The organism is Nitrososphaerota archaeon (assembly GCA_029785825.1).
Classification (GTDB): domain Archaea; phylum Thermoproteota; class Nitrososphaeria; order Nitrososphaerales; family Gagatemarchaeaceae; genus UBA183.
In genome coordinates, this window is sequence record JAFLYY010000001.1 from 618,567 (window position 1) to 638,890 (window position 20,324).

Here is a 20,324-nt window from a genome sequence, read left to right on the forward strand (position 1 = left end):
GGAAATTGGAGGAAAAACCGACGGGCAGTGGGCCCGCGAAATGGGCTGTCTCAGTGGAAGGGCTCACTCGGGAGTATGTCACCCGCAACTTCTTTGGCGGGGTCTCCAAGACGACCTGGGCGCTTTCCGGCGTTGACTTCCAGGTCGCCCCCGGCGAGCTGTTCGGGCTCATAGGACCCAACGGCGCCGGCAAGACGACGACGATCAAGATACTCACCACCCTGCTCACCCCGACCGGTGGGGAGGCGAAGGTCCTCGGGTTCGACGTGAAGAAGGACCTGTACGAGATCAGGCGCAGGATCGGTATCGTCTTCGGAGGCGAGAGGGGGCTGTACAACAGGGTGTCCGCCATCGACAACCTGCGGTACTTCTCGGACCTCTACGGGGTGGACCCGTCGGTGGCCAGGAGGCGCATCCCTGAGCTCCTAGGCGTCGTCGGGCTGGCAGACAGGGCTGGCGAGAGGGTGGAGAAGTACTCGAGGGGGATGAAGCAGCGGCTCCACATCGCGAAGGCGCTGGTGCACGACCCCGAGCTCATCTTCCTCGACGAGCCCACCATAGGGCTCGACCCGGCGGGGGCGCGGGACATCCGCAACATGGTCATGGAGCTGAAGAGGCAGGGGAAGACTATCCTGCTCACGACCCACTACATGTTCGAGGCCGAAGAGCTCTGCCAGCGGATAGCCGTGATATCGAAGGGGAAGATAGTGGCGCTTGACACCCCATCGGAGCTCAAGAATCTGGTGAGGGACGTGTCTGTGATAGAGCTGAGGACGTACGGGGCGACGAGCGAATACGTCGAAGCCCTGAAGATGCTCCCCGATGTCGGACGAGTGACCGCCGACCTGGACTCCGAGGTCCAGGACATCCGCATCCAGACCCCGCTCGGCGCAGACCTCCTGTCCAAGGTCGTGGCAGCCCTCCCGCCGGGGGCGAAGATGATCGACCGGACCATCAAGGAGCCGACGCTGGAGGACGCATACCTGAGGCTGGTGGAAGAGTAGTTGGCCACCATGGATGAAGTCACCCCCGGGAAGATGACCGAGGGGTACTTGGCGAAGAGGGTCCAGGTGCTGAAGGCCTCGGCGTTCCTGACCAGCAAGCTCTTCTTCGCCGACCCCCAATGGCTGATCCCTAACATAATCGCGCCATTCATCTTCACCCTCGTGGCGTTCTTCCTCTTCGAGGGACAGACCTCGGGTCCCAACTTCCTCCTCTACCTCGTCCTGGGGTCGGGGCTGATGGGTATGTGGGGGACGACCATCTATGCGTCAGCCAACTCGATAGGATTCGACAGGTGGAACGGGACCATGGAGTCGACCCTCGCGGCTCCCGTGCCGCTCTCCTGGATAGCCCTCGGCCGGGTCCTCTTCAACACCCTCCAGGGGGTGCTGACGGCCGTCTTCATCCTGGTGATAGGGCTCGCCTGGTTCAGGACGGGCCTTTCGCTCCTCAACCCCCCTGCCTTCCTCCTGGCGTCGGTCGCGACCTTCCTCTCCCTGTCATTCTTCGGCCTCCTCATGACGACCGTGCTCCTCCTCTCCAGGAAGGGGGGGTTCATCACCAACTCCATGGAGATCCCCGTCTACATCGCCACGGGGACCATGTTCCCCGTGATATTGCTCCCTATTGTTTACCTGCCGTTCTCCTTCCTGCTGGCCCCCACCTGGGGGATCGACGCCATCAGGCTTGCCGCCCTCCCCGGCTACGTCGGGCTGCCGACCACCTACTGGGAGGACATCGCGATCATGACCGTGGAGACGGTCGCCTACATGGCCCTGGCCTTCTTCCTCTTCAAGAGGGTGGAGGCCTACGCCAAGAGGATCGGGACCCTTGAAGAGTACTGAGAGAGGCGCGGCAGGGACCCTCAGCGCGGGGTCGAGGCTCCAGATGGCGTACAGGGTGTTCAGGGGCGCGTTCTTCTTCGGCAGGAAGGGGCTGATCATCTGGGACAGCTGGGAGATGTGGGTCATGCAGATATTCATCACCCCGATCGCCCAGATGGGGTTCTTCGCGTTCCTCTCGATCTATCTGAAGTACCCGCTGTCGGAGACGCAATTCATCGTCATAGGGAACGCGCTTCAGGCGATGTCTTTCTCTGCGGTCTTCGCCGTGGCTAACATCACGTCGCAGGACAAGTGGCAGGGGACCCTTCCAAGCACCATGGTGACCCCCGCTAACAGGGTCGCCCTGTTCATAGGGAGGGCGTGGTTCCAAGTGCTCCTCTCCGCGCTCATCGCGGCCGCGGGGCTCCTCTACGCGGCGACCATATTCGGGGTCAGCTTCGCCAACGCCGACTACCTTGGGATCGCGGCCGTCGTGATGCTCACCGCCATCGCCATGACCACCTTCGGGCTCCTCATCAGCGCCGTTGGTCTCTACATGAGGACGGCGCTGATCGTGGCCAACATCTTCCTGTTCATCACCCTCCTGCTCAGCGGGGTCAACTTCCCCGTGTCGGTCCTTCCCGGCTGGCTCCAGCCCGTGGCCTGGGCCATCCCTCTGACCTATGGGACCGAGGCCGTGAGGGAGGCAATCGCAGGGACGTCCCTGCAGGGGCTGCTCCCGTTGCTCGGCTGGGAGGCGCTGGACGCCATTCTCGTGATGGTCGCCGGGTACGCGGTCTTCTCGGGGTTCGAGTCGCTCGCCCGCAGGACCGGAAGGTTCGAGGAATACTAGGCCCTGCCGATGAAGCTCCACCTCGAGAAGCCGGGGATCAGGGCCCTGGGGGTGGCAGAAAGCTTCAGGCAGGGAGAGAAGAGGTCCGTCCTAGCCGGGGTGGTGATGAGGAGCGACTTCGTGATCGACGGGGTCTCCCTCGGACGGACCGAGGTCGGCGGCGACGACGCCACGAAGTCCATCGCCTCCCTCTTCAGGAAGCTCGCCAGGAACGACGTCAACGTGATCCTGGTGTCGGGTGCCGTCCTGAGCCTCTACAACATCGTAGATGTCGACCTCCTCTCGGCCAAGACGCGTCTCCCGGTCGTCTGCCTCACTTACAGGGAGACCTCTGGGATAGAAGGGTCGATCAGGCGCCACTTCCCTCACGGGGCCGAGGAGAAGCTGGCCGCATACCGGAAGCTGGGGAGGAGGACCGGGGTGGTGCTGCGCACGGGCCACAGGGTGTACGTCAGGGCCGCGGGGGTGGGTGCCGCGGAAGCGAAGGGCGTCCTCGATTCCTTCACTCTTCAGGGTTCTGTCCCGGAGCCTGTCCGCGTGGCCAAGCTCCTGGCGCGTGGCGCCCTCGCCTGGCGACCTTGAACCCGGGTTGAAGACCCGCCGTGGGGTCGAAACCGCCTATCGGAGTCTTCGTCGTCTATGCGGCGTTATAGTGGCGTCTAAGCCGAAGCGCCAGAAGCCGAGCCGGTGCCGGCGAGCACCACGACCTCGCCCTGCATCCATGGGTGGTACGAGCAGTAGTAGAAGTACGTCCCCGGGGTGGTGAACGTGTACTGGTAGGTCCCGCCCTGGTTGGACAGGGGGCCCCCTTCGCCCGAGTTGAAGATCGGCGGGGTGGAAACGGAAGTCACGGTGTGGGGCGCTGCGTCGTTGTTGACCCAGTACACTGTGTTGTTGACGCCTATGACCACGACGATCTTGTCTGGGGCGTAGCCGTAGGTCGTGGTCTGTCCCGAAGAATAACCCGATGGAGGAGTCGAAGCCCCGCTAATTATTGAGACGTTCGCGCACGCTGCCGACGGACAGGTGACCGCCGGCAACGTCGAAGCGGCAGTGGAGCTCGTGTTGACCTCACCGGGCGCCACGACGACCTGATAGTACCCGATCGAACCGACGGCCCCGATGATTAGTATCGCGACTATGATTCCAACGGCGGTAGAACCCTGTTTGCTGCTCAAAGACTGTCTTTGTTGGCTCAAAGCCTGACTCGTTTTAAATATTTTTGGAGACCAAAGGTCGTAGAACATTCCTTTCCTGAAAACCGAAGCCTAAAAAACGCCTTTCAGCACCCCGCCGCTGGTAACAAATTGGCAGAGGATTCTGGCGAGAAGCCGCCTGCCCAGCAGCCTGCTACGGCCGAGAAAAAACCTGAGCCGGCCGTTCCTGCGCCTGCCGCGGCTCCAAGGCCGGCCGTTCCCGCTGCAGCCCCTCAGGCTCCAAGGCCAGCGCCGCAGCAGCCGAGGCCAGCCGTTTCCGCTCCTCCGGCCGCTCCGCCGAAGCCCCCGGTGAAGGACCCCGGGAAGCGGGCCTTCATGAAGGTCGCCCTGCTCGCGGGCGCGGTCCTAGCGATGCTCCCATTCGTCCCTTGGGGGACGTTCCTTTCGTCGACGGTAAAGATCGGCACTTCCACGCAGTACCTGTATCAGAAGGTGACGATCGACGACCTGCCGGCGCAGTACGGGGCCGCGGCGGGCCAGGTGGCGAACATCAACGACCTCACCACCTTCCCCCCGAACAAGTCATGGGTTTTCACGTACCCGACCTCAGGCGACCCCGTCACCGACGCCCAGAATCCAGACACCTTCCAGAAGTTCGCGCTCATCAGGATGCCGGTCGAGCTGGGCGGGGACAGCAAGAAGGCCACGGACTTCGTCGCTTTCAGCAAGGTCTGCGTGCACCTCTGGTGCAGCCCGAACTACAACCCTGAGAACACCACGAACCCGGCGGACGAGACTTACCAGTGCCCCTGCCACGGGAGCGTCTACAGGCTCCCCGACGGGCTGGCGACCGCAGGCCCGGCGGCGTTGCAGGCCTTCCCACAGAACGCCATCCCGATGATGACGCTGCAGGCCGACGCCAGCGGCGACCTCTGGGTCTTCGCGCCGAACTACGACCCCGCCACCGGGAACCCCGTGGCCGACCCCATCGAGGCTAACGGAGAGATAGGCTACGGCCGCGACTACCAGAGCTATGAGAACTTCCTGAAACCCGCCGCGCTGAAACCGGTCAACGTGAAGGACGAGACAGTGGTGTTGAGCGGGTGACCCAGGCCCCAGAGAAGAAGAACGTCATCTCAAGGTTCTACCGGTGGATCTACAACGGCCTCGAAAGGACCGTCTGGATGGGGATCCAGTACACCTACCCGAAGCGATTCGTCAGCCCGCTAGGGTATCTGGGGGTCCTGACCGGGATGACATTCCTCGTCCTCGGTGTGACCGGCGGGTTCCTCATGATCTACTACCAGCCCACGCTCGCAGGGTGCGGGAACGTCACCTGCGCCTACAACAGCGTCGCGAACATCAACAACTCCGTCCCCTTCGGCTACATGATCAGGAACATCCACTATACGGCGTCCAACGCCATGGTGCTCCTGGCTATACTGCACCTCTACTACCAGTACTTCAGCGGTAGGTTCAAGATAAAGAACGAGATCCTCTGGGTGACCGGGATCCTCCTCGGGATTATCACCGGGGTCGAGGCCTACAGCGGCTACGACCTTCTCTTCAACCAGAGGTCCGGGCTCGCGATCGAGATCGGGGCGTCCCTGACGAACGCGTCCCCCGTCATAGGGGGGCAGCTCCGCCTCGCGCTGTTCGGCTCGGGGTTCACCGACTTCATACTCAGGCTCTACTCGGCCCACGTCTTCATCCTCCCGATGATCATGCTCATCCTCGTGTTCATACACTTCCCGCGGTACCTCGTCTTCGACCTCCCCGTGATCGCGACCCTCGTGGGCGGCCTCTTCCTCGTGGCGGCCATATTCCCGGTGGCGCTGAACGTCCCGTACAGCCCGAGCAACCCCCAGCTCACCATCCCCGAGTGGTACCTGGTGGGGATCTACGCCCTCCTCCGGACGTTCTACGACAAGTTCGTGATGGGAGGCCTCATCCCGGCTCTGTTCTTCCTCATGGCAGTCGTAGTCCCCTTCGTCGACACGTCGAAGAAGCTCAACTGGAGAGACAGGCCGTTCTTCACAGCCCTTGGGATAACGACCATAGCCCAGGTGCTCATCACGACCGGGTGGGGATTCTACATCAACCCCAACGTGAGCCTTACGACTCTCCAGAGGCTCTACGTCGACCCGACCTACTACTTCGCGTCCATGCTCGGCGTGACTGCGCTGTGCTTCATAGGGACATACGCTTTCATGCGCTACATCAAGTCGAAGGAGCGGGTCAGGAAGGCGGTAGCCCCGATGGGGCCCGTCCTCTCTAGGAAATGGGTCTACATAGTGTTCCTGCTGCTCATCTTCGCGCAGGTCGGGATGAACCTGCTGGCAGCGCAGGCCGTCGTCCTGAGCCTCAAGAACATGGTCCTGTTCGACACCGGTGCGATCCTCATCACATTCGGCGTGATGGTCCACCTCTACAGGTACAGCCAGAGCCTTCCCTTCTAGGCTGCCCTGATGTCGGCGACCAGCTCCACCCACCTGGGGCCGACGGCCCTCACCCTGCGCGAGGAGAACCTGGACCCGCGTGGGAGGAGCCGCGCGAGCTCTCCCCGAAGGGCGAGCTCAGCCTCGGCGTCGTCCTCTCCCAGGACGTGCCTGTAGTAGTGTATGATCCCCCCCTTCTTCGCCATGGCTAGGGCGACGGGGAGGAACCTGTCCGCCTCGGACGGGTGGGGCATTATGACCCTGTCGAACTTCCCGCGCACCTTGCCGGGGAGGTCCGCGGCGTCCCCCTCTATCACCTGGACGAGTTGCTCGACCTTGTTGAGCCTGTCGTTCTCTTCGTGCAGCCTGGCGGCTACCGGGTTCGCTTCGCAGCTTGTCACCCTGGCCCCCGAGGTCTTCGCGATGAGGATGGAGAAAGGCCCGACCCCGGCGAACATGTTCAGGACCTTCTCCTTCTTCTTCACCATCCCTGCGATCCTCGACCTCTCCGTCGCCAGCCGGGGCGAGAAGTACGACTTCGCCAGGTCTACCCTGTAGGAGCACCCGTTCTCCCTGTGGAGCGTGAGGGTCCTCCGCTCTCCTGCCAGGTGTTTCAGCCTCCGCAGCCTGAACTCCCCCTCTATCCCTCCTTCCTGTTCCATGACCACCCGGAGGTTCTTGGATTCGGCCAGCAGGGCCCTGGCGACCTTCCTCTTCTCGGCGGGGGTGAACCCGGCGAGCCTGACCACGGCTACGTCTCCCACCACGTCGACCCCGGAAGAGACCCTTTCGGGGCCCCCTATCCCTGCCTTCTCGAGGGCGGCCCTAATCAGCCGGGGCACTCTCATCGCCCTGCGGGGCCACATAGTAGTATGCCCCCTTCTCCTTCTGCTCCCTGTCCAGCTTGCTCCCGGGCTTGTTGACCCTCGGCCTCCCTGTGTTCACGTCTCGCCTGTAGGTCAGCCCGACCAGCTTCAGGAACTCGTTCATCCCGTCCTCTTTGGTCAGCGGTGGGGTGGCTCCCCCTGATGCGCCTGGCTCCCCGGAGAAGACGAGGAGCCTGTCGGACACGATGTCGACCACCTGCAGGTCGTGGTCTATCACCACCGCGGCCTTCCCTCTCGCCTTCACCATCCTGTTTATCGCCCTGGCGACCACGAACCTGTCCTCGACGTCCAGGAATGCCGACGGCTCGTCCAGCGCGTATACCTCCGTGTCCTGCGCCATGGTGGCCACAATGGCGACCTTCTGCAGCTCCCCTCCGCTCAGCTCACCCACCCTCCTGGCGAGGAGCTTCTCCAGCCTGAGCGGGACCACCAGGTTGTCCTGCAGCACCGGATCGCTGTACTTCGTGCCGAGGGTCGTCATGAAGAACTCGTCCACCGTCCCGTCGAAGGCTGAACTCAGGTACTGGGGCTTATAGGCGACCTTCGCGTCCACATGGACGGTCCCCCTGGATGGCTTCTCTTCCCCGGCCAGGATCTTCAGGAACGTCGTCTTGCCGAGGGCGTTCGCGCCTACCACCCCCACTATGGTGCCTCCCCGGATCTCCCCTGCGTCCACCGCGAGCTTGAAGGACGGGTATGACTTGCTCAGCTTCGAGTATCTCGCCACCACCTCCTCGCTCTCGACCGTCTCCCCGGCCGCCCTCACGCCGAACGTCACCGCGTGGTCGCGGAACCTGACGTTCTCCTGGGGGAGGTACCCGTCGAGGAGGGCGTTGATCCCAGTCCTGGAGGCGTAGAGCCCGGAGACTACCCCGTAGGCGCCCGGTTCTCCATAGATCACCTGCACGTAGTTCGCGACGTAGTCTAGGAACGCGATGTCGTGCTCCACCACGAGGACCGCCTTCCCCGAAGCCGCGATCTCTGTGATGAGCTTCGAGACCGCCAGCCGCTGGTAGACGTCGTTGTATGATGACGGCTCGTCGAAGAGGTAGAGGTCGGCGTCTTTGAGGGCGGCCGCTGCGACGGCGACCCTCTGCAGCTCTCCTCCGCTCAGGTCGGGGAGCTTCTTCTCCAGGGTGGCTCCGAGGTTGAGCGCCTCCACCACTTCGTCCATCTTCTTCCTCTCGTCCATCTTTTCGAGGAGGAGCCTGGTCTCCTTCTTCCACGCCTCGGGGAGGAGGTAGACGGCCTGGGGCTTGAGCGAGACGCGCATCTCGCCGTCCGCTATCTTCTCGAAGTGCTCCTTCATCTCGCGGCCGCTCAGGTAGGCGAGGAACTTCTCCCAGCTCGCACCCCCCTCGTAGTCCCCGAGGTTGGGGACCAGCTGCCCGGCCAGGATCTTGAGGGCCGTAGACTTGCCGATGCCGTTCCTGCCGACCAGCCCTACCACCTGCCCCTTCCTCACCGTGGGGATGCGGAAGAGCCTGAACGAGTTGACGCCGTACTGGTGGATCTTGTCGCTCTTCAGCTCCTCGCTCAGGTTGAGGATGCCTACGGCGTCGAAGGGGCAGACCTTCACGCAGATCCCGCACCCTATGCAGAGCTCTTCTGAGACCAGGGCGATCTTGCTTTCCGGGAGGGTGATGCACTCCTGGCCGTTGATGTTGACCGGGCACTCCTTGATGCACTCGAGCCCGCACTTCTTGCTCTGACAGAGGTCCTGGTCTACGACCGCAATCCGGTGTACCAACCTTCTCTCACTCCGCGAGCCTCTTCGGGATGGGGCAGAAAGAGCAGATGGCGGGGTCGCCCCTCAGGCCAAGGCTCTCCGCGCTGTGCCTGGACTTCATCGAGTCCCAGACGGCTTTCTCGCTCACGACCCCTGTCAGGTGGATCGCTTCGTGCTCCTTGATCACCGGCAGGAGCCTGCACCTCACGCATATGGGCTTCACGAACGCTGTCGGCTTCATTGACGCGGCGAGGGACGCCCCACCGGCCGACCCCACGAACCAGACGGAAAGCGCGGCTGCGACCGGCCCCACCGACTCGTAGAGTAGGAACCCCAGGACGCCGGCCGCCGCCAAGAGCAGGGCGCCGACCAGCTTCCCCCCGCTGCCAGGGATGAGCGTCAGCCCCCTGGTGCTCTTCGAGAGGGAGGGGATCGCGAGCATCGGGACGAGGGCCTGGAGGGGAGCGGATAAAGTGACGACCCTCATCTCGGCGACTACGCTCTTCCAGGCGGGATGGTCCCGCCCTTCGTTCTGCATCAGGGCCCCCTAACGCTGGCGACGGGGCTTCCGGAGCTTCTGCTCCACCCTCTCTCTCAGCAGCGAAAGGTCCTTCGATATGGGGGCAGACATCTTCAGGGCCATCGGCGTGATCGAGACGTGCTTCTTGACCAGGACCGCTTCGGCGTCCGACTTCTCGGGGAACTCGGAGAGCCGCTCCCCGAAGAGCCAGTAGTAGGCCCTCCCCCTCGGGTCCTTCCTCACCATCACCTTGTCGGTGTACTTCCTCCTGCCTAGGTCGGTCAGCTTGATCGGGGTAGACGGCATGACCCTGCGCGGGAAGTTCACGTTCAGGACGTCCGCCCCTTCAGGCATCCCGTGCTCGAGGACGTCCCCGATTATCTCCGACGCTATGACCCCCGCATTGGTGAAGTCGGGCTGGTCGTACTCGAGGGCGAACAGGCTCTCCCCGCTCACCTCCATCGAGAACGCTATGGCCGGTATCCCGGTTATCGCCGCTTCCAGGGCGGCGGCCACGGTCCCCGACGCCAGCACGTCCTGGAACGTGTCATTGTCGCCGATGTTTATCCCCGAGACCACGAGGTCCGGGCGCCTCGGGAGGATCTTGTTGACCCCCACCATCACCGAGTCTCCCGGCGAGCCGGAGACAGCGTAGCACTCGAAGTTGTCCCTCCTCACCCTCCCGACCCGGAGAGGCTTGTGGAAGGTCAGGCTGAGCGCAGTCGCGCTCTGGGGCTGCTCCGGGGCGACGATTATCGCTTCCGCGTGTTTCGCCGCCGCCCGGGCGAGCTCGACGATGCCGTTGCTCTGGACGCTGTCGTCGTTCGTCACCATAACGAGCTTCCTCTGTTCAGCCATCTCGTCTCGCCTTCGTCAGGGCGCTCTCTAAAGCCCTTCTGTCCGTCAGTCCGTAGTACCGTGCCATGGCCCTCATCCCGTCTTCGGCCGTCTCCTCGGTGAGGAGGACGGTCAGGATCAGCTTCTCCTGGCTCTTGAGCTTCTTCCTATCGATCCCGTCTAGCAGCGCCTGCTGGTCGGAGACCAGGACGTCGATCATCCTCCCGAGCCTCCTCGCCTGCTCACGGACCCTCCTCCTCTGGACTATCAGGTCCCCTGACAGGTCTTCCAGACTCTCTGCTCCCCTCTGACCGGGCGGGGAGGGCACCCTGTCCGTCGACTTCACCACGACGAGCTCTCCTGACGAGTAGTCCCCGACCGTGAAGGCCTTCGCGACGTACGCCCTCCTGGCTTTGGGAGTCCTGGGCTTGAGGGCCACCTCTTCCACTATCCCGATTTTTCTCAGTATCTTCAGGTGCCTCAGCACCCCCTGGACGGAGATGCCCGTGAGGTGCGAGAGCTCTCCCAGCGTCCTGGGACGGACGGAGACGGCGCTTTCGATGGTCAGCCTTGCCCTTGACGACAGGACTTCGCCGAGGGCGTCAGGGTCCAACGGCCCTTAGAAGGAAATGGTTTATTAAAGGGTTAACAAGACCGTAATTAACACAACGTGAACTAATGTGAGCGAAGACAAAAGGCGCGACCTGAGAGACATGATGGACGAGCTCGAGAGGTACTTCGAGGACTTCGAGAAGGACATAGAGGAGACGGTCAAGAAGAGCATCTTCGGAAGAGGCGAGCCCGGCAAGCCCTTCGTCGCGGGCTTCTCCTTTAACATGGGTCCTGGCCAGAGGCCCTCGGTCCAGGTCTTCGGGGACAGCCCCATCCGACGAGACGGCTTCAGGTCCCCCATAAACGAGCAGACCGTCGACGAAAAGAACGGCGTACTCAAGGCGATATTCGAAATGCCTGGCGTCGAAAAGGGGGACATCAAGGCCGAGGCGGGGGAGGCGTCGGCGATCATCACTGCGGAGCGGGGAGATAGGCGCTACCGGGCCGAGTTGTCGTTCAGGGCAAAGGTGCGGCCGGAGTCAGGGAAAGCAGAATACAGGAACGGGGTTCTGGAAATTTCGTTCTCATTGAAAGACAAGGATAATAAGGACTTCAAGAGGGTAAACATTGTCTGAGAGTGGAAGCGGAGTGAGTCAGCAGCAGGTCCAGCTAAAGGTCCTCGAGGCATACACCAGGGACGTCGGCCGCGGTGTCGCCAGGATTGACTATGACGCCATGGACGCGCTGGACGCCTCGACCGGGGACGTCATCGAGATCAAAGGGAAGAGGAGGACGGTCGCGAAGTGCCTCCCGTTGTACCCGTCTGACGAAGGGAGGGGGATCGTCAGGATCGACGGGCTCATCAGGAACAACGCGGGGGTAGCCATCGGGGACGTGGTGGTCGTGAAGAAGGTGAAGGCGCCGCCTGCCGAGAAGGTGGTGGTCGCGCCTCTCGAAGCCGTTCCGCCAATCGACGAGCGGTACCTGGCTGACGCCCTGGAGAGCGTCCCGGTGACGAAGGGGGACAACATCATGATACCATACTTCGGAGGAAGGCTGACCTTCCAGGTCGTCGGAGTGAGCCCGGTCGCGGACGCCGCTCTGATCACTCAGAGGACCGTCTTCGTGATTTCGGAAAAGGGAGAGGCCCTTCGAGGGGTCCCCCAGGTCACATACGAAGACATCGGCGGGCTGAAGGACGAGATACAGAAGGTGAGGGAGATGATAGAGCTCCCTCTGAGGCACCCGGAGATATTCGAGAAGCTCGGGGTCGAGGCGCCGAAGGGGATCCTCCTCTACGGTCCCCCGGGGACCGGGAAGACGCTGCTGGCGAAGGCGGTCGCCACAGAAAGCAACGCGCACTTCATCCCGATAAGCGGCCCGGAGATAATGAGTAAGTTCTACGGGGAGTCCGAAGCAAGACTTCGCGAGATCTTCAAGGAAGCCAAGGAGAAGGCTCCGACGATCATATTCATCGACGAGATAGACTCGATCGCGCCCAAGAGAGAGGAAGTGACGGGGGAGGTGGAGAGGCGGGTAGTCAGCCAACTCCTTTCACTGATGGACGGACTGGAGGCGAGGGGGAAGGTAATCGTGATCGCCGCGACCAACCGCCCTAACGCCATAGACCCGGCGCTCAGGAGACCCGGAAGGTTCGACAGGGAGATCGAGATCAAGGTCCCCGACAAGAAGGGGAGGCTGGAGATACTCCAGATACACACCAGGCACATGCCGCTCGCCCAGAACGACGACAAGCACGGGGCCGTGGAGAAGATCGTCGACCTGGAGAAGCTGGCCGGGGTCACCCACGGGTTCGTCGGCGCGGACCTCGAGTACCTGTGCAAGGAGGCGGCCATGAAGACCCTCAGGAGGAACCTGCCGGAGATCAAGCTGGAGGAGGACAGGCTCAGCCCGGAGACGCTGGACAAGCTCATAGTGACGATGGCGGACTTCGAGGACGCCCTGAAGGACGTGATGCCCTCGGCCATGAGGGAGGTCTACCTGGAGACCCCCGACGTAAAGTGGGCTGACATAGGAGGGCTCGAGGGGGTCAAGAAGGAGCTCCAGGAGGCAGTCGAGTGGCCCCTGAAGTACCCCGACCTCTACGACAAGATCGGGTACAGCATGCCGAAGGGCATAATGCTCTACGGCCCGTCCGGGACCGGGAAGACGCTGCTGGCGAAGGCGGTCGCCACCGAGAGCGAAGCGAACTTCATCAGCGTAAGGGGGCCCGAGCTCCTGAGCAAGTGGGTCGGCGAGTCGGAGCGCGGGATAAGGGAGGTCTTCCGCAGGGCCAGGCAGGCGTCCCCGTGCGTCATCTTCTTCGACGAGATCGACGCCCTCGCCCCTACGAGGGGGATGGGAGGGGACAGCATGGTCACCGAGAGGGTGGTGAGCCAGCTCCTTACCGAGCTCGACGGCGTCCAGAGCCTCCAGGGGGTGGTGGTCCTCGCGGCCACCAACAGGATCGACATAGTCGACTCGGCGCTCCTCAGGGCAGGCAGGTTCGACAAGCTGATCCAGATACCCCTGCCGGACAAGCCGGCGAGGAAGGAGATCCTCAAGATACACACGAAGGGGGTCCCCATCGGCAAGGACGTGGACCTGGACAGGGTGGTGGATCTGACCGAGGGGTTCAGCGGGGCCGACATGGCTTCCCTCACCAACACCGCCGTCTCCATAGTCCTCCAGGGGTTCGTGTCGAAGTACCCGAAGCCCGACGACGCCAAGAAGCACGTAGACGAAGCCATCGTGTCGATGGAGCACTTCGTCGACGCGATAAAGAAGGTCCGCCAGTCGAGGGAGGGGAAGCCGATGGAGAAGGTCGCGGTCCCCTACTACCGGTGAGCGAAGCCTAATTACTCCACGGCGACAGCCTGCCCCGAAGCTTGGAGGATGGAGCGGTAATCGGGCGGGGCACCTGGCTCGACAAGGTCGCCCAGGAGACGGCGGAGCGAGAGAAGAAGCTGGGGCGGTCTCTCTCCATGGTCAGGGTGGAGAGCGGGCTGGGGGCGTCCGGGCTCCCTCACATCGGGAGCGTGGGGGACGCGATCAGGAGCTACGGGGTGAGGCTCGCCCTGGAGACCCTCGGCCACAGGTCAGAGCTCATCGCGTACTCAGACGACTTCGACGGGCTCCGGAAGGTCCCCGCGGGGTTTCCCACATGGCTGAAGGACTACATCTCCCATCCGGTGTCGCGGATCCCCGACCCGTTCGGGTGCCACGGTTCCTACGCCGAGCACGTGGGCTCGCTGCTCAGGGAGTCACTCGACAAGGTCGGGGTGGAGTATAGGTTCCAGAGCGGGGCGGAGGCGTACAAGGCGGGGGTCCTCAACGACCAGATCCGGACGATACTCGCCCGGTCCAAGGAGATAGGCGAGAAAATCAACGCGTTGGTCGGCCAGTCGAAGTACAAAGAGTCCCTACCATACACCCCGGTCTGCAAGGACTGTGGTCGCATCTACGTCACCCAGGCGAAGTCGTACGACCCTTCGACTGACATGATACACTACGTCTGCGAGGGGACCGAGCTGGGGGAGAAGCACGTCGACGGCTGCGGCCACGAAGGGGACGTGAAGGTGTCGGACGGGAACGGGAAGCTGATGTGGAAGGTCGAGTTCGCGGCCCGGTGGGCCGCCTTCGGGATCCGGTTCGAGGCTTACGGTAAGGAGCTCACAGACTCCGTGAAGATCAACGACTGGGTGGCGGAGAACATCCTCTCCTACCCTCCCCCCTACCACGCCAGGTACGAGCTCTTCCAGGACAAGTCGGGGAAGAAGATGTCGAAGTCGAAGGGGAACTTGGTCACCCCGGTCGAGTGGATGGAGTACGCGTCCCCGGCGAGCCTCAGGCTCCTGATGTACAAGAGGATCGTGGGGGCCAGGAACATATCCGTGGCCGACGTGCCGGTCTACATGGACGAGTTCGACGACCTGGAGGCGTACTACTTCTCGAAGAAGAAAGACCCCAACCAGATGAAGGACGCACGGCTGAGGGGGCTGTACGAATACACCATGTTCCTCAATGTCCCGAAGGCGGAAGGGGTCCACGTCCCCTACAGGCTCCTCGCCCAGCTGGCCTCTGTAGCGCCTCAGGGAGGGGTGGAAGGGTTCGTGGTGAAGAGGCTCACGTCCTACGGGATGGTGAGCTCCGGGACCCCAGAGCTTTCGGCGAAGATAGACTGGGCGAACAAGTGGCAGAGGAGGGAAGGGAAGGCGGCGGTCGAAGTCCCCCAGCTGGGGGACGCGGCAAAGAGGGCAGTCAGGGACTTCGCATCCTCTCTCGGCGGGCTGGCAGACGCCGACGCGGTGCAGAACGCGGCCTTCGACTCCGCGAAGAGGAACGGGGTGAAGCCCGGGGAGTTCTTCCCGGCGGTGTACTCCATCCTCCTGGGATCCGACAGGGGGCCGAGGCTGGGCCCGTACGTCATGGACGCAGGGAAGGAAGAAGTGAGCAGGATCCTCCTGGAAGCCGCCGGGAAATGAGGCCGGGCGGTCAGGACCGCGAAGCTCTGAGGGCGAGGATAGTCTCCTGCAGGCGATGCCCCCGGCTGGTCAGGTACAGGGAAGGGATCGAGCCGAGGGCGTCGTTCGCGGGCCAGCGGTACTGGCGGAAGCCCGTCCCAGGGTTCGGCGACGTCGACGGCAGGCTCCTGGTGCTCGGGTTGGCCCCCGCCCAGCACGGAGGGGCGAGGACGGGACGGATCTGGACGGGGGACGCGTCGAGTGCCTTCCTCGTCAGGGCCCTCCACGCGACGGGGTTCGCCAACCAGCCCAGGTCAGAGTCTGCCGAGGACGGGCTGGTCTACCGGGGGTGCTACCTCACTGCCGCGGTAAAATGCGCCCCTCCGGGGGACAAGCCGACAGCAGAAGAGTTCGCCAACTGTTCCCCCTTCCTGGACCAGGAGGTCGCCCTGATGAAGAACCTCGAGGGGGTGCTCGCGCTGGGGTCCATGGCGTTCCGGGCATACCTCTCCCACCTTGCGAGGTCAGGGGCGGACGCTAGGGGTGCGAAGTTCGTGCACGGGGGAGTCTATCGTCTCGCCGGGTCGCCCACCCTTTACGCATCCTACCATCCGAGCCCCAGGAACACCAACACGGGTAAGCTCACGCAGGGGATGCTGGTCAGAGTCCTGAGGGTGATAAGGAAAGATCTGAGCATATGAATTGGCCCCTTCGACCGGGGCTCGGGCCCGCAGCCTAGCCCGGACTTGGAAAAGGTCGGCATTCTCCTGGTCCGCACGCGGGGAGCTGTACCTGCCCGCATCGTGGGTCATCTGCTCGCTGACCCAGTTCGACCATCGAAAAAATGGAGGAGAGAAGGGTCGACGACCCCTCTGACAAGTCTATGTGAAACCCGAAGGGAATGGTGACTGTCCGAGGTAAGGTGTGCTCAGTATCAGTGATGACAACTGGGCCGAAGTCAGTGCTGTTCCCGACAGTGAGATTACGCTTACGAGGTCAAGATACATGTGCATGCTCGGAACGTACACTGCATTGGGTAGATAGGCCTGATAGGTACTGTATGCCGCAGGAGTGAGGTAAGACCACTGGTAGATGGTTCCGCTTACAAAGGTGTTTTGACTTGGAGTTGGTCCACTGAATCTCAGAATTCCGCTTTCGTAGTTGTAGGAGTATGGGGTGCCTCCCGGAGTGAGCGAGAGGACAAATCTGTTCGCCTGCGATGATACAGCAACCCAGGTGTTCCCTGACTCTTTGTGGAATGTTATCTGACCGCTGGCGTAAGGTGGTGGTGAACTGAAACAAGAGTTGGAGGTAGTCGCAGCGCAAAGTAGCGGTTCGATGAAAGACGCGTTCATGGAGAGCTCGTTGTGGTCTTCTACCAGGCACCACGAACTGAATCCGCTTCCACAGTTGCCTATGTAGCCGACGTCGTTAGAGTCCCAGCCTGCGTTGGTCAGGGCCGTGGACGAACAGGTAGCCGTCGAGGTCAGGGTCGAGCCGTAGGGACAGTTGGACCACGTTCCGAAGGGCACGTTGTCGCTGAAGTAGTTCAGGCCGAACCAGAGAAAGACGTTGTTGTAGGGCGTGTTCGTCATTACGACGGTCGAAGGTGTTGGCGCTTGTGCGAATGCAGGAGCCGTGAAGAGAACGGCGAGAAGGACAGCCATCGATGCCACTGCTGTTTTCCGCATCATGGCGCAGCATTAGCTGAAGCACGAAGATATAAGTGTGATATCGTAATTAACCTTGGCGAAAATCTCTCCCGAAGAGCACGATTCGTGCTTTATCATCGGCGTGTGGTTCCTTTCCGGCCCAATTCGGCTAAGAGCACTTATCTTGGCTATGAGTCGCACGTGGGGGAAGGCGCTTAACTCGAACGCTTCTTGCCTTTTGTCAGTGGCGAAAGGCGTTCACAAATCTATCGCCGCTTATCGCGCCCTATGCATTCATGGCCGATTTGGAGTTGAAAGGTTATAGAATCGGATTGGGAACGCCCGCTCGGGCCCGTAGCCTAGACTCCAACCAATCCGGCGAGGGGAATCCCGTGGACAGGGATGTCCATGGTTGCCCCAAACACGGATCAGGGCGTCAAACATTCCGGGTGCGCAAGCCTGCGAAGCTGGAGACTGCGACCAGAGACCGAGGGTTCGAATCCCTCCGGGCCCGCTATGAAACAACCTTTTATGGGCTCAGTTTGCCGGATGGAGTTCGATTCTGGCTTGGAGCCGAGGAGCGATCATGGGGCAGCCGGATATCATCCAGTGCTAAGGTGGGTTTGTTGGCCGCCCGTGGCCGTTTAGCTCGGGCCCAACTCGTCAGTTTGGATATAGCAACCATTTTCGTCATTTATGGGGTTCATGCCTCTGTGCGACCAACCAAGATTAATGACCCGGAGTTCGCCCTAAGCGGTTGTTGCTGGGTAAAGCGGTCGCGCTGTCGGCGGCGCTCGTCATTACGAGCTTCGCAGCGCTCATCGCCATGTGTCCGGCCCAATCCGCATCGTGCGTATACACTGCCCAGTACGAGATGACGTCTGCTGCCTTCTTTATGTTCCTCGTCGTTGCATGCGTGTCAGTCGTTGGTTACGGCATCGCCTGGAAGAGCAGTCTAGAGCGGGCGACATCAGGCCCGAGTGTCTTTCTCCCGCCCATGACCTTCAACTGCCCTCATTGTGGGGCGCCTAACAACGCAGGTGAAGGCGTCCTCAACCTGAACTGTCCATATTGTGGAGCGAGAAACGTAGTCCCACGTCCGAGAGCCGAGACTCCGACCGCGGCTCCTGCAGGCTCTGGCAAACTGGAAGCCCAAGGTTAATCAATTCCAGATGCGCAGGCCTGAAAGATTGCTGGGAAGGCTTGCGCTGCTTTCGGCGATAGTCACTGGCGCGGCTTTCATTGTGTTGGCGGCCACATGTCCAGCTGCTCCTCCCGGGTCCGCTTGCGTCTCGTCGGTGCCGTACGTCGCTGGGTCATTCGTGGTCATCGGGGGATTCTTCGTGACCATCGTCCTGGTAGTAGGACTCGGATTGAAGCTGCGAAGCCAGCCCCGGAGGCCACTCCCGACGCCGACGACGAACCCCCAATCATTCACCTTCCGCTGCGCGCATTGTGGGGCCCCGGTCACAGCTCCGGCGTATGCAGCCACCGTGAAGTGCGTTTATTGCAGCCAGACGAATGTTGTCCCAAGCCCCAACCCGATGGCTCCCCCAGCTGGGGCGCCGTGGAGCAAGGCATACGTCAGTAGGATTGCGGACAGGCTGCTGGATGAAGGCTATTCGGTCCAGCGGGAAATTGCCATACCTTCCATACCGTTCAAGGTCGACCTCATTGCAACGAGAACCAGAAGAGAGATTTCGAAGTTCGGCTGGTTCACAAGGACGTTCGTGTTGTCCTGTGTCTCTGACCCGACTCCGGAGTCTGTGCAGCAGTTCTCGTCTCTGGCCACGGATTTCGGCTTCGCAACTGCAAACAGGCGGCAGACTGGCGCACGCGCTTCGCAGCGCGCCCGCACTACGCTTGTGGTCGCCGCCGTTGTCGCCGAGGCCGCAGGGAATGAGGTCAAGGACTGGATCGAAAGCGACCAACCGGAGAAAAGGTGGAATGCAATCGACTTTCGAGTGTTGATTTCAGGCGACGATGGGAAACTACATTACTACAAGAAGACACCGATCTGGGGTGCCGCCTACTACAGCGGCGTCAGAGATTATGTAGACGAGATGCTAACAATCTAGCATCTCGACGTCTCGTCGCGTCCCTGGTTATTGACGCTACCTCTGGAAAACTTTGACAGGACGGAAATCGGGTCGCCGACAAGATTTGCGCGTACCTACCAGAACGGCCCAGGGACCTTGTGGAATCAGAATCTAATCCCAACCTGGATTCGAACCTATAATCGGTCCGGGCCTCTCCGGGCTCGCACGAGAAATAAGCTCAAAATACGTATCATCTGGACAACAGAGCGTTTTCTGAGTTACTCGGCAACCCCGGACCGAATCCAAAAAATCTGGGGGTCGGGGGACGGTGCCCCCCGATTTGGTCGATCTAGTGACGGTAGACTCCTGGTATGGGGAAAGGGGTGCCGTTGGCAAGCCATGAGACGGTGAACGAATTCGAGGAAGCCGTCGTGACCGAGACAAGGTTCGTAAGGCTCCCGTCCGAGTTGACCGAGACCATCGTTATCTGGTCGTAGCAGGGAGCGAACGAAGGCGAGGGCCCGCACGCCGGGTAAACGGCGATGGCGTCTTGTAGCGACGACGAACCTGCCGTAGTTGCGAAAGAGGCGTGGGTGAAGGTTGTCGAGTCGAAGGTGGCTAAGGGGAGGATGGTGAGGTACCCATTGGAAATTGTAGCCGCGCGCTCTACTATCCATTCGGCAGAGCCGCGCTGGGCAGCGTCGGGACCGTTCACAGGTGCGCTGACTGTGGTCGAGAAGGCCTGGCCGTTAGTGTTGTCAGCAATCGAGAGGGTGAAGCTCCCGCCGCCGTTGTAGGCGACGCTGGCTGTGATGCTGTCACCTGCCGAGATGGTCATGGAGTGGATGGTCATGGACACTCGGGGGTACATCTCCCACCAGGCATAGTAGGTCGCGCCACTGGCACCGTAGCTCCCGGAGATGCCCGTCTGTTCCACGGTTCCGGTCGAGTATCCGTCGATGCCGACCCAGACGCTGACATCAGTAGGGGACCCGCCGACTGAGCTCGGGCCGCTGACCGTGGGGACTGTAAAGGTCCCCGACACGGAAGTGACGCCGGTGATGTTCACAGCATAGCCAGACCAGTTGAGGGAGAGCGTGTTGGAGATCCTGTAGTTCGGTACACTGGCAACCTGGGCGGTAGCCGCTGGAACGACTGCGAGCGTGAGGATTGCTAGGAGTGGAATCAAACGAAGATATTTCATGTTCGGTTTGAGACGGGCTGGCTGAGTTAAATGGTTTTTGGGATCGTTGCTTTGGGGTATAATCCAACGCGAAGTAGAGGCAGATGTTGGCCACTGTATTATACCGAATAGCAAGGTGGCTCTGCAAAGGGCATTCGACCCTTGGATTGGGCAAGTCCCTCCGGGCC

General features: G+C 61.8%; 19 protein-coding genes and 1 tRNA gene. 12 read left to right on the plus strand and 8 right to left on the minus strand.

Annotation, left to right across the window (positions count from 1 at the left end; translation table 11 throughout):
* Window positions 1-5 precede the first annotated feature (5 nt).
* From JRN21_03385 to JRN21_03400, 4 genes are read left to right on the plus strand one after another with little or no spacing between them, the layout of a single operon-like run.
* Complete coding sequence (locus tag JRN21_03385) at window positions 6-1,004, plus strand: ABC transporter ATP-binding protein (protein MDG6988350.1); 999 nt, start codon at window positions 6-8, stop codon at window positions 1,002-1,004.
* Window positions 1,005-1,847 carry an ABC transporter permease gene (locus JRN21_03390; protein MDG6988351.1) on the plus strand — a complete coding sequence of 281 codons (843 nt, stop codon included), beginning with the start codon at window positions 1,005-1,007 and terminating at the stop codon, window positions 1,845-1,847.
* Window positions 1,834-2,679, plus strand: a complete 846-nt coding sequence (locus JRN21_03395; GenBank protein ID MDG6988352.1) for an ABC transporter permease — start codon at window positions 1,834-1,836, stop codon at window positions 2,677-2,679. The genes JRN21_03390 and JRN21_03395 overlap by 14 nt, the downstream gene beginning before the upstream one ends.
* A 9-nt stretch (window positions 2,680-2,688) precedes the next feature.
* Window positions 2,689-3,261 (plus strand): DUF99 family protein, encoded by a 573-nt coding sequence (locus JRN21_03400; GenBank protein ID MDG6988353.1) that lies wholly within the window; start codon window positions 2,689-2,691, stop codon window positions 3,259-3,261.
* A gap of 77 nt (window positions 3,262-3,338) precedes the next feature.
* Here the strand turns inward: JRN21_03400 and JRN21_03405 are convergent, their stop codons facing one another.
* Window positions 3,339-3,857 (minus strand): cupredoxin domain-containing protein, encoded by a 519-nt coding sequence (locus JRN21_03405; GenBank protein MDG6988354.1) that lies wholly within the window; start codon window positions 3,855-3,857, stop codon window positions 3,339-3,341.
* 327 nt (window positions 3,858-4,184) lie between these two features.
* On the opposite strand from JRN21_03405, the gene JRN21_03410 reads away from it, so the two are divergent.
* A complete protein-coding gene (locus JRN21_03410) occupies window positions 4,185-4,943 on the plus strand; it encodes a Rieske 2Fe-2S domain-containing protein (GenBank protein ID MDG6988355.1) in 759 nt (252 codons plus the stop codon).
* Window positions 4,940-6,295 (plus strand): cytochrome bc complex cytochrome b subunit, encoded by a 1,356-nt coding sequence (locus JRN21_03415; GenBank protein MDG6988356.1) that lies wholly within the window; start codon window positions 4,940-4,942, stop codon window positions 6,293-6,295. The genes JRN21_03410 and JRN21_03415 overlap by 4 nt, the downstream gene beginning before the upstream one ends.
* Here the strand turns inward: JRN21_03415 and JRN21_03420 are convergent.
* From JRN21_03420 to JRN21_03440, 5 genes are read right to left on the minus strand one after another with little or no spacing between them, the layout of a single operon-like run.
* Entirely contained in the window at window positions 6,292-7,116 is an 825-nt protein-coding gene (locus JRN21_03420) for a methyltransferase (protein ID MDG6988357.1), read from the minus strand. The two genes, JRN21_03415 and JRN21_03420, sit on opposite strands and share 4 nt — an antisense overlap.
* Complete coding sequence (locus JRN21_03425; GenBank protein ID MDG6988358.1) at window positions 7,100-8,911, minus strand: ribosome biogenesis/translation initiation ATPase RLI; 1,812 nt, start codon at window positions 8,909-8,911, stop codon at window positions 7,100-7,102. The genes JRN21_03420 and JRN21_03425 overlap by 17 nt, the downstream gene beginning before the upstream one ends.
* Window positions 8,912-8,918: 7 nt before the next feature.
* A complete protein-coding gene (locus tag JRN21_03430) occupies window positions 8,919-9,428 on the minus strand; it encodes a hypothetical protein (protein MDG6988359.1) in 510 nt (169 codons plus the stop codon).
* A gap of 9 nt (window positions 9,429-9,437) precedes the next feature.
* Window positions 9,438-10,268, minus strand: a complete 831-nt coding sequence (gene surE, locus JRN21_03435; GenBank protein ID MDG6988360.1) for a 5'/3'-nucleotidase SurE — start codon at window positions 10,266-10,268, stop codon at window positions 9,438-9,440.
* Window positions 10,261-10,860 carry a helix-turn-helix transcriptional regulator gene (locus tag JRN21_03440; protein ID MDG6988361.1) on the minus strand — a complete coding sequence of 200 codons (600 nt, stop codon included), beginning with the start codon at window positions 10,858-10,860 and terminating at the stop codon, window positions 10,261-10,263. The genes surE and JRN21_03440 overlap by 8 nt, the downstream gene beginning before the upstream one ends.
* 67 nt (window positions 10,861-10,927) lie before the next feature.
* On the opposite strand from JRN21_03440, the gene JRN21_03445 reads away from it, so the two are divergent.
* The 4 genes from JRN21_03445 to JRN21_03460 are packed head-to-tail and all read left to right on the plus strand — an operon-like array spanning window position 10,928 to window position 15,963.
* Window positions 10,928-11,434: a hypothetical protein gene (locus JRN21_03445; protein MDG6988362.1), complete on the plus strand. Its 507-nt coding sequence runs from the start codon at window positions 10,928-10,930 to the stop codon at window positions 11,432-11,434.
* A 13-nt stretch (window positions 11,435-11,447) separates the two neighbouring features.
* On the plus strand, window positions 11,448-13,646 hold the full coding sequence (locus tag JRN21_03450; protein ID MDG6988363.1) for a CDC48 family AAA ATPase: 2,199 nt from the start codon (window positions 11,448-11,450) through the stop codon (window positions 13,644-13,646).
* Between the two features lie 41 nt (window positions 13,647-13,687).
* Entirely contained in the window at window positions 13,688-15,283 is a 1,596-nt protein-coding gene (gene lysS / locus JRN21_03455) for a lysine--tRNA ligase (GenBank protein MDG6988364.1), read from the plus strand.
* A complete protein-coding gene (locus JRN21_03460; protein ID MDG6988365.1) occupies window positions 15,280-15,963 on the plus strand; it encodes a uracil-DNA glycosylase in 684 nt (227 codons plus the stop codon). The genes lysS and JRN21_03460 overlap by 4 nt, the downstream gene beginning before the upstream one ends.
* Before the next feature lie 180 nt (window positions 15,964-16,143).
* Here the strand turns inward: JRN21_03460 and JRN21_03465 are convergent, their stop codons facing one another.
* On the minus strand, window positions 16,144-16,956 hold the full coding sequence (locus JRN21_03465; protein ID MDG6988366.1) for a hypothetical protein: 813 nt from the start codon (window positions 16,954-16,956) through the stop codon (window positions 16,144-16,146).
* A 306-nt stretch (window positions 16,957-17,262) separates the two neighbouring features.
* Between JRN21_03465 and JRN21_03470 the strand changes: the two genes are divergently transcribed.
* Both JRN21_03470 and JRN21_03475 read left to right on the plus strand, forming a co-directional pair.
* Window positions 17,263-17,428 (plus strand) — tRNA-Arg (locus tag JRN21_03470).
* A gap of 1,030 nt (window positions 17,429-18,458) precedes the next feature.
* Window positions 18,459-18,992: a hypothetical protein gene (locus tag JRN21_03475; protein ID MDG6988367.1), complete on the plus strand. Its 534-nt coding sequence runs from the start codon at window positions 18,459-18,461 to the stop codon at window positions 18,990-18,992.
* A 310-nt stretch (window positions 18,993-19,302) separates the two neighbouring features.
* On the opposite strand, the gene JRN21_03480 is transcribed toward JRN21_03475, so the two are convergent.
* Window positions 19,303-20,157 carry a hypothetical protein gene (locus JRN21_03480; protein ID MDG6988368.1) on the minus strand — a complete coding sequence of 285 codons (855 nt, stop codon included), beginning with the start codon at window positions 20,155-20,157 and terminating at the stop codon, window positions 19,303-19,305.
* Window positions 20,158-20,324: the final 167 nt, after the last annotated feature.

Excerpts from the sequence above, each read along its gene's own strand:
- JRN21_03400 (MDG6988353.1), top strand. The coding sequence starts at position 2,689 with ATGAAGCTCCACCTCGAGAAGCCGGGGATCAGGGCCCTGGGGGTGGCA.
- JRN21_03430 (MDG6988359.1), bottom strand. The coding sequence starts at position 9,428 with ATGCAGAACGAAGGGCGGGACCATCCCGCCTGGAAGAGCGTAGTCGCC.
- surE (MDG6988360.1), bottom strand. The coding sequence starts at position 10,268 with ATGGCTGAACAGAGGAAGCTCGTTATGGTGACGAACGACGACAGCGTC.
- JRN21_03460 (MDG6988365.1), top strand. The coding sequence starts at position 15,280 with ATGAGGCCGGGCGGTCAGGACCGCGAAGCTCTGAGGGCGAGGATAGTC.
- JRN21_03465 (MDG6988366.1), bottom strand. The coding sequence starts at position 16,956 with ATGATGCGGAAAACAGCAGTGGCATCGATGGCTGTCCTTCTCGCCGTT.
- JRN21_03475 (MDG6988367.1), top strand. The coding sequence starts at position 18,459 with ATGGCTCCCCCAGCTGGGGCGCCGTGGAGCAAGGCATACGTCAGTAGG.
- JRN21_03480 (MDG6988368.1), bottom strand. The coding sequence starts at position 20,157 with ATGAAATATCTTCGTTTGATTCCACTCCTAGCAATCCTCACGCTCGCA.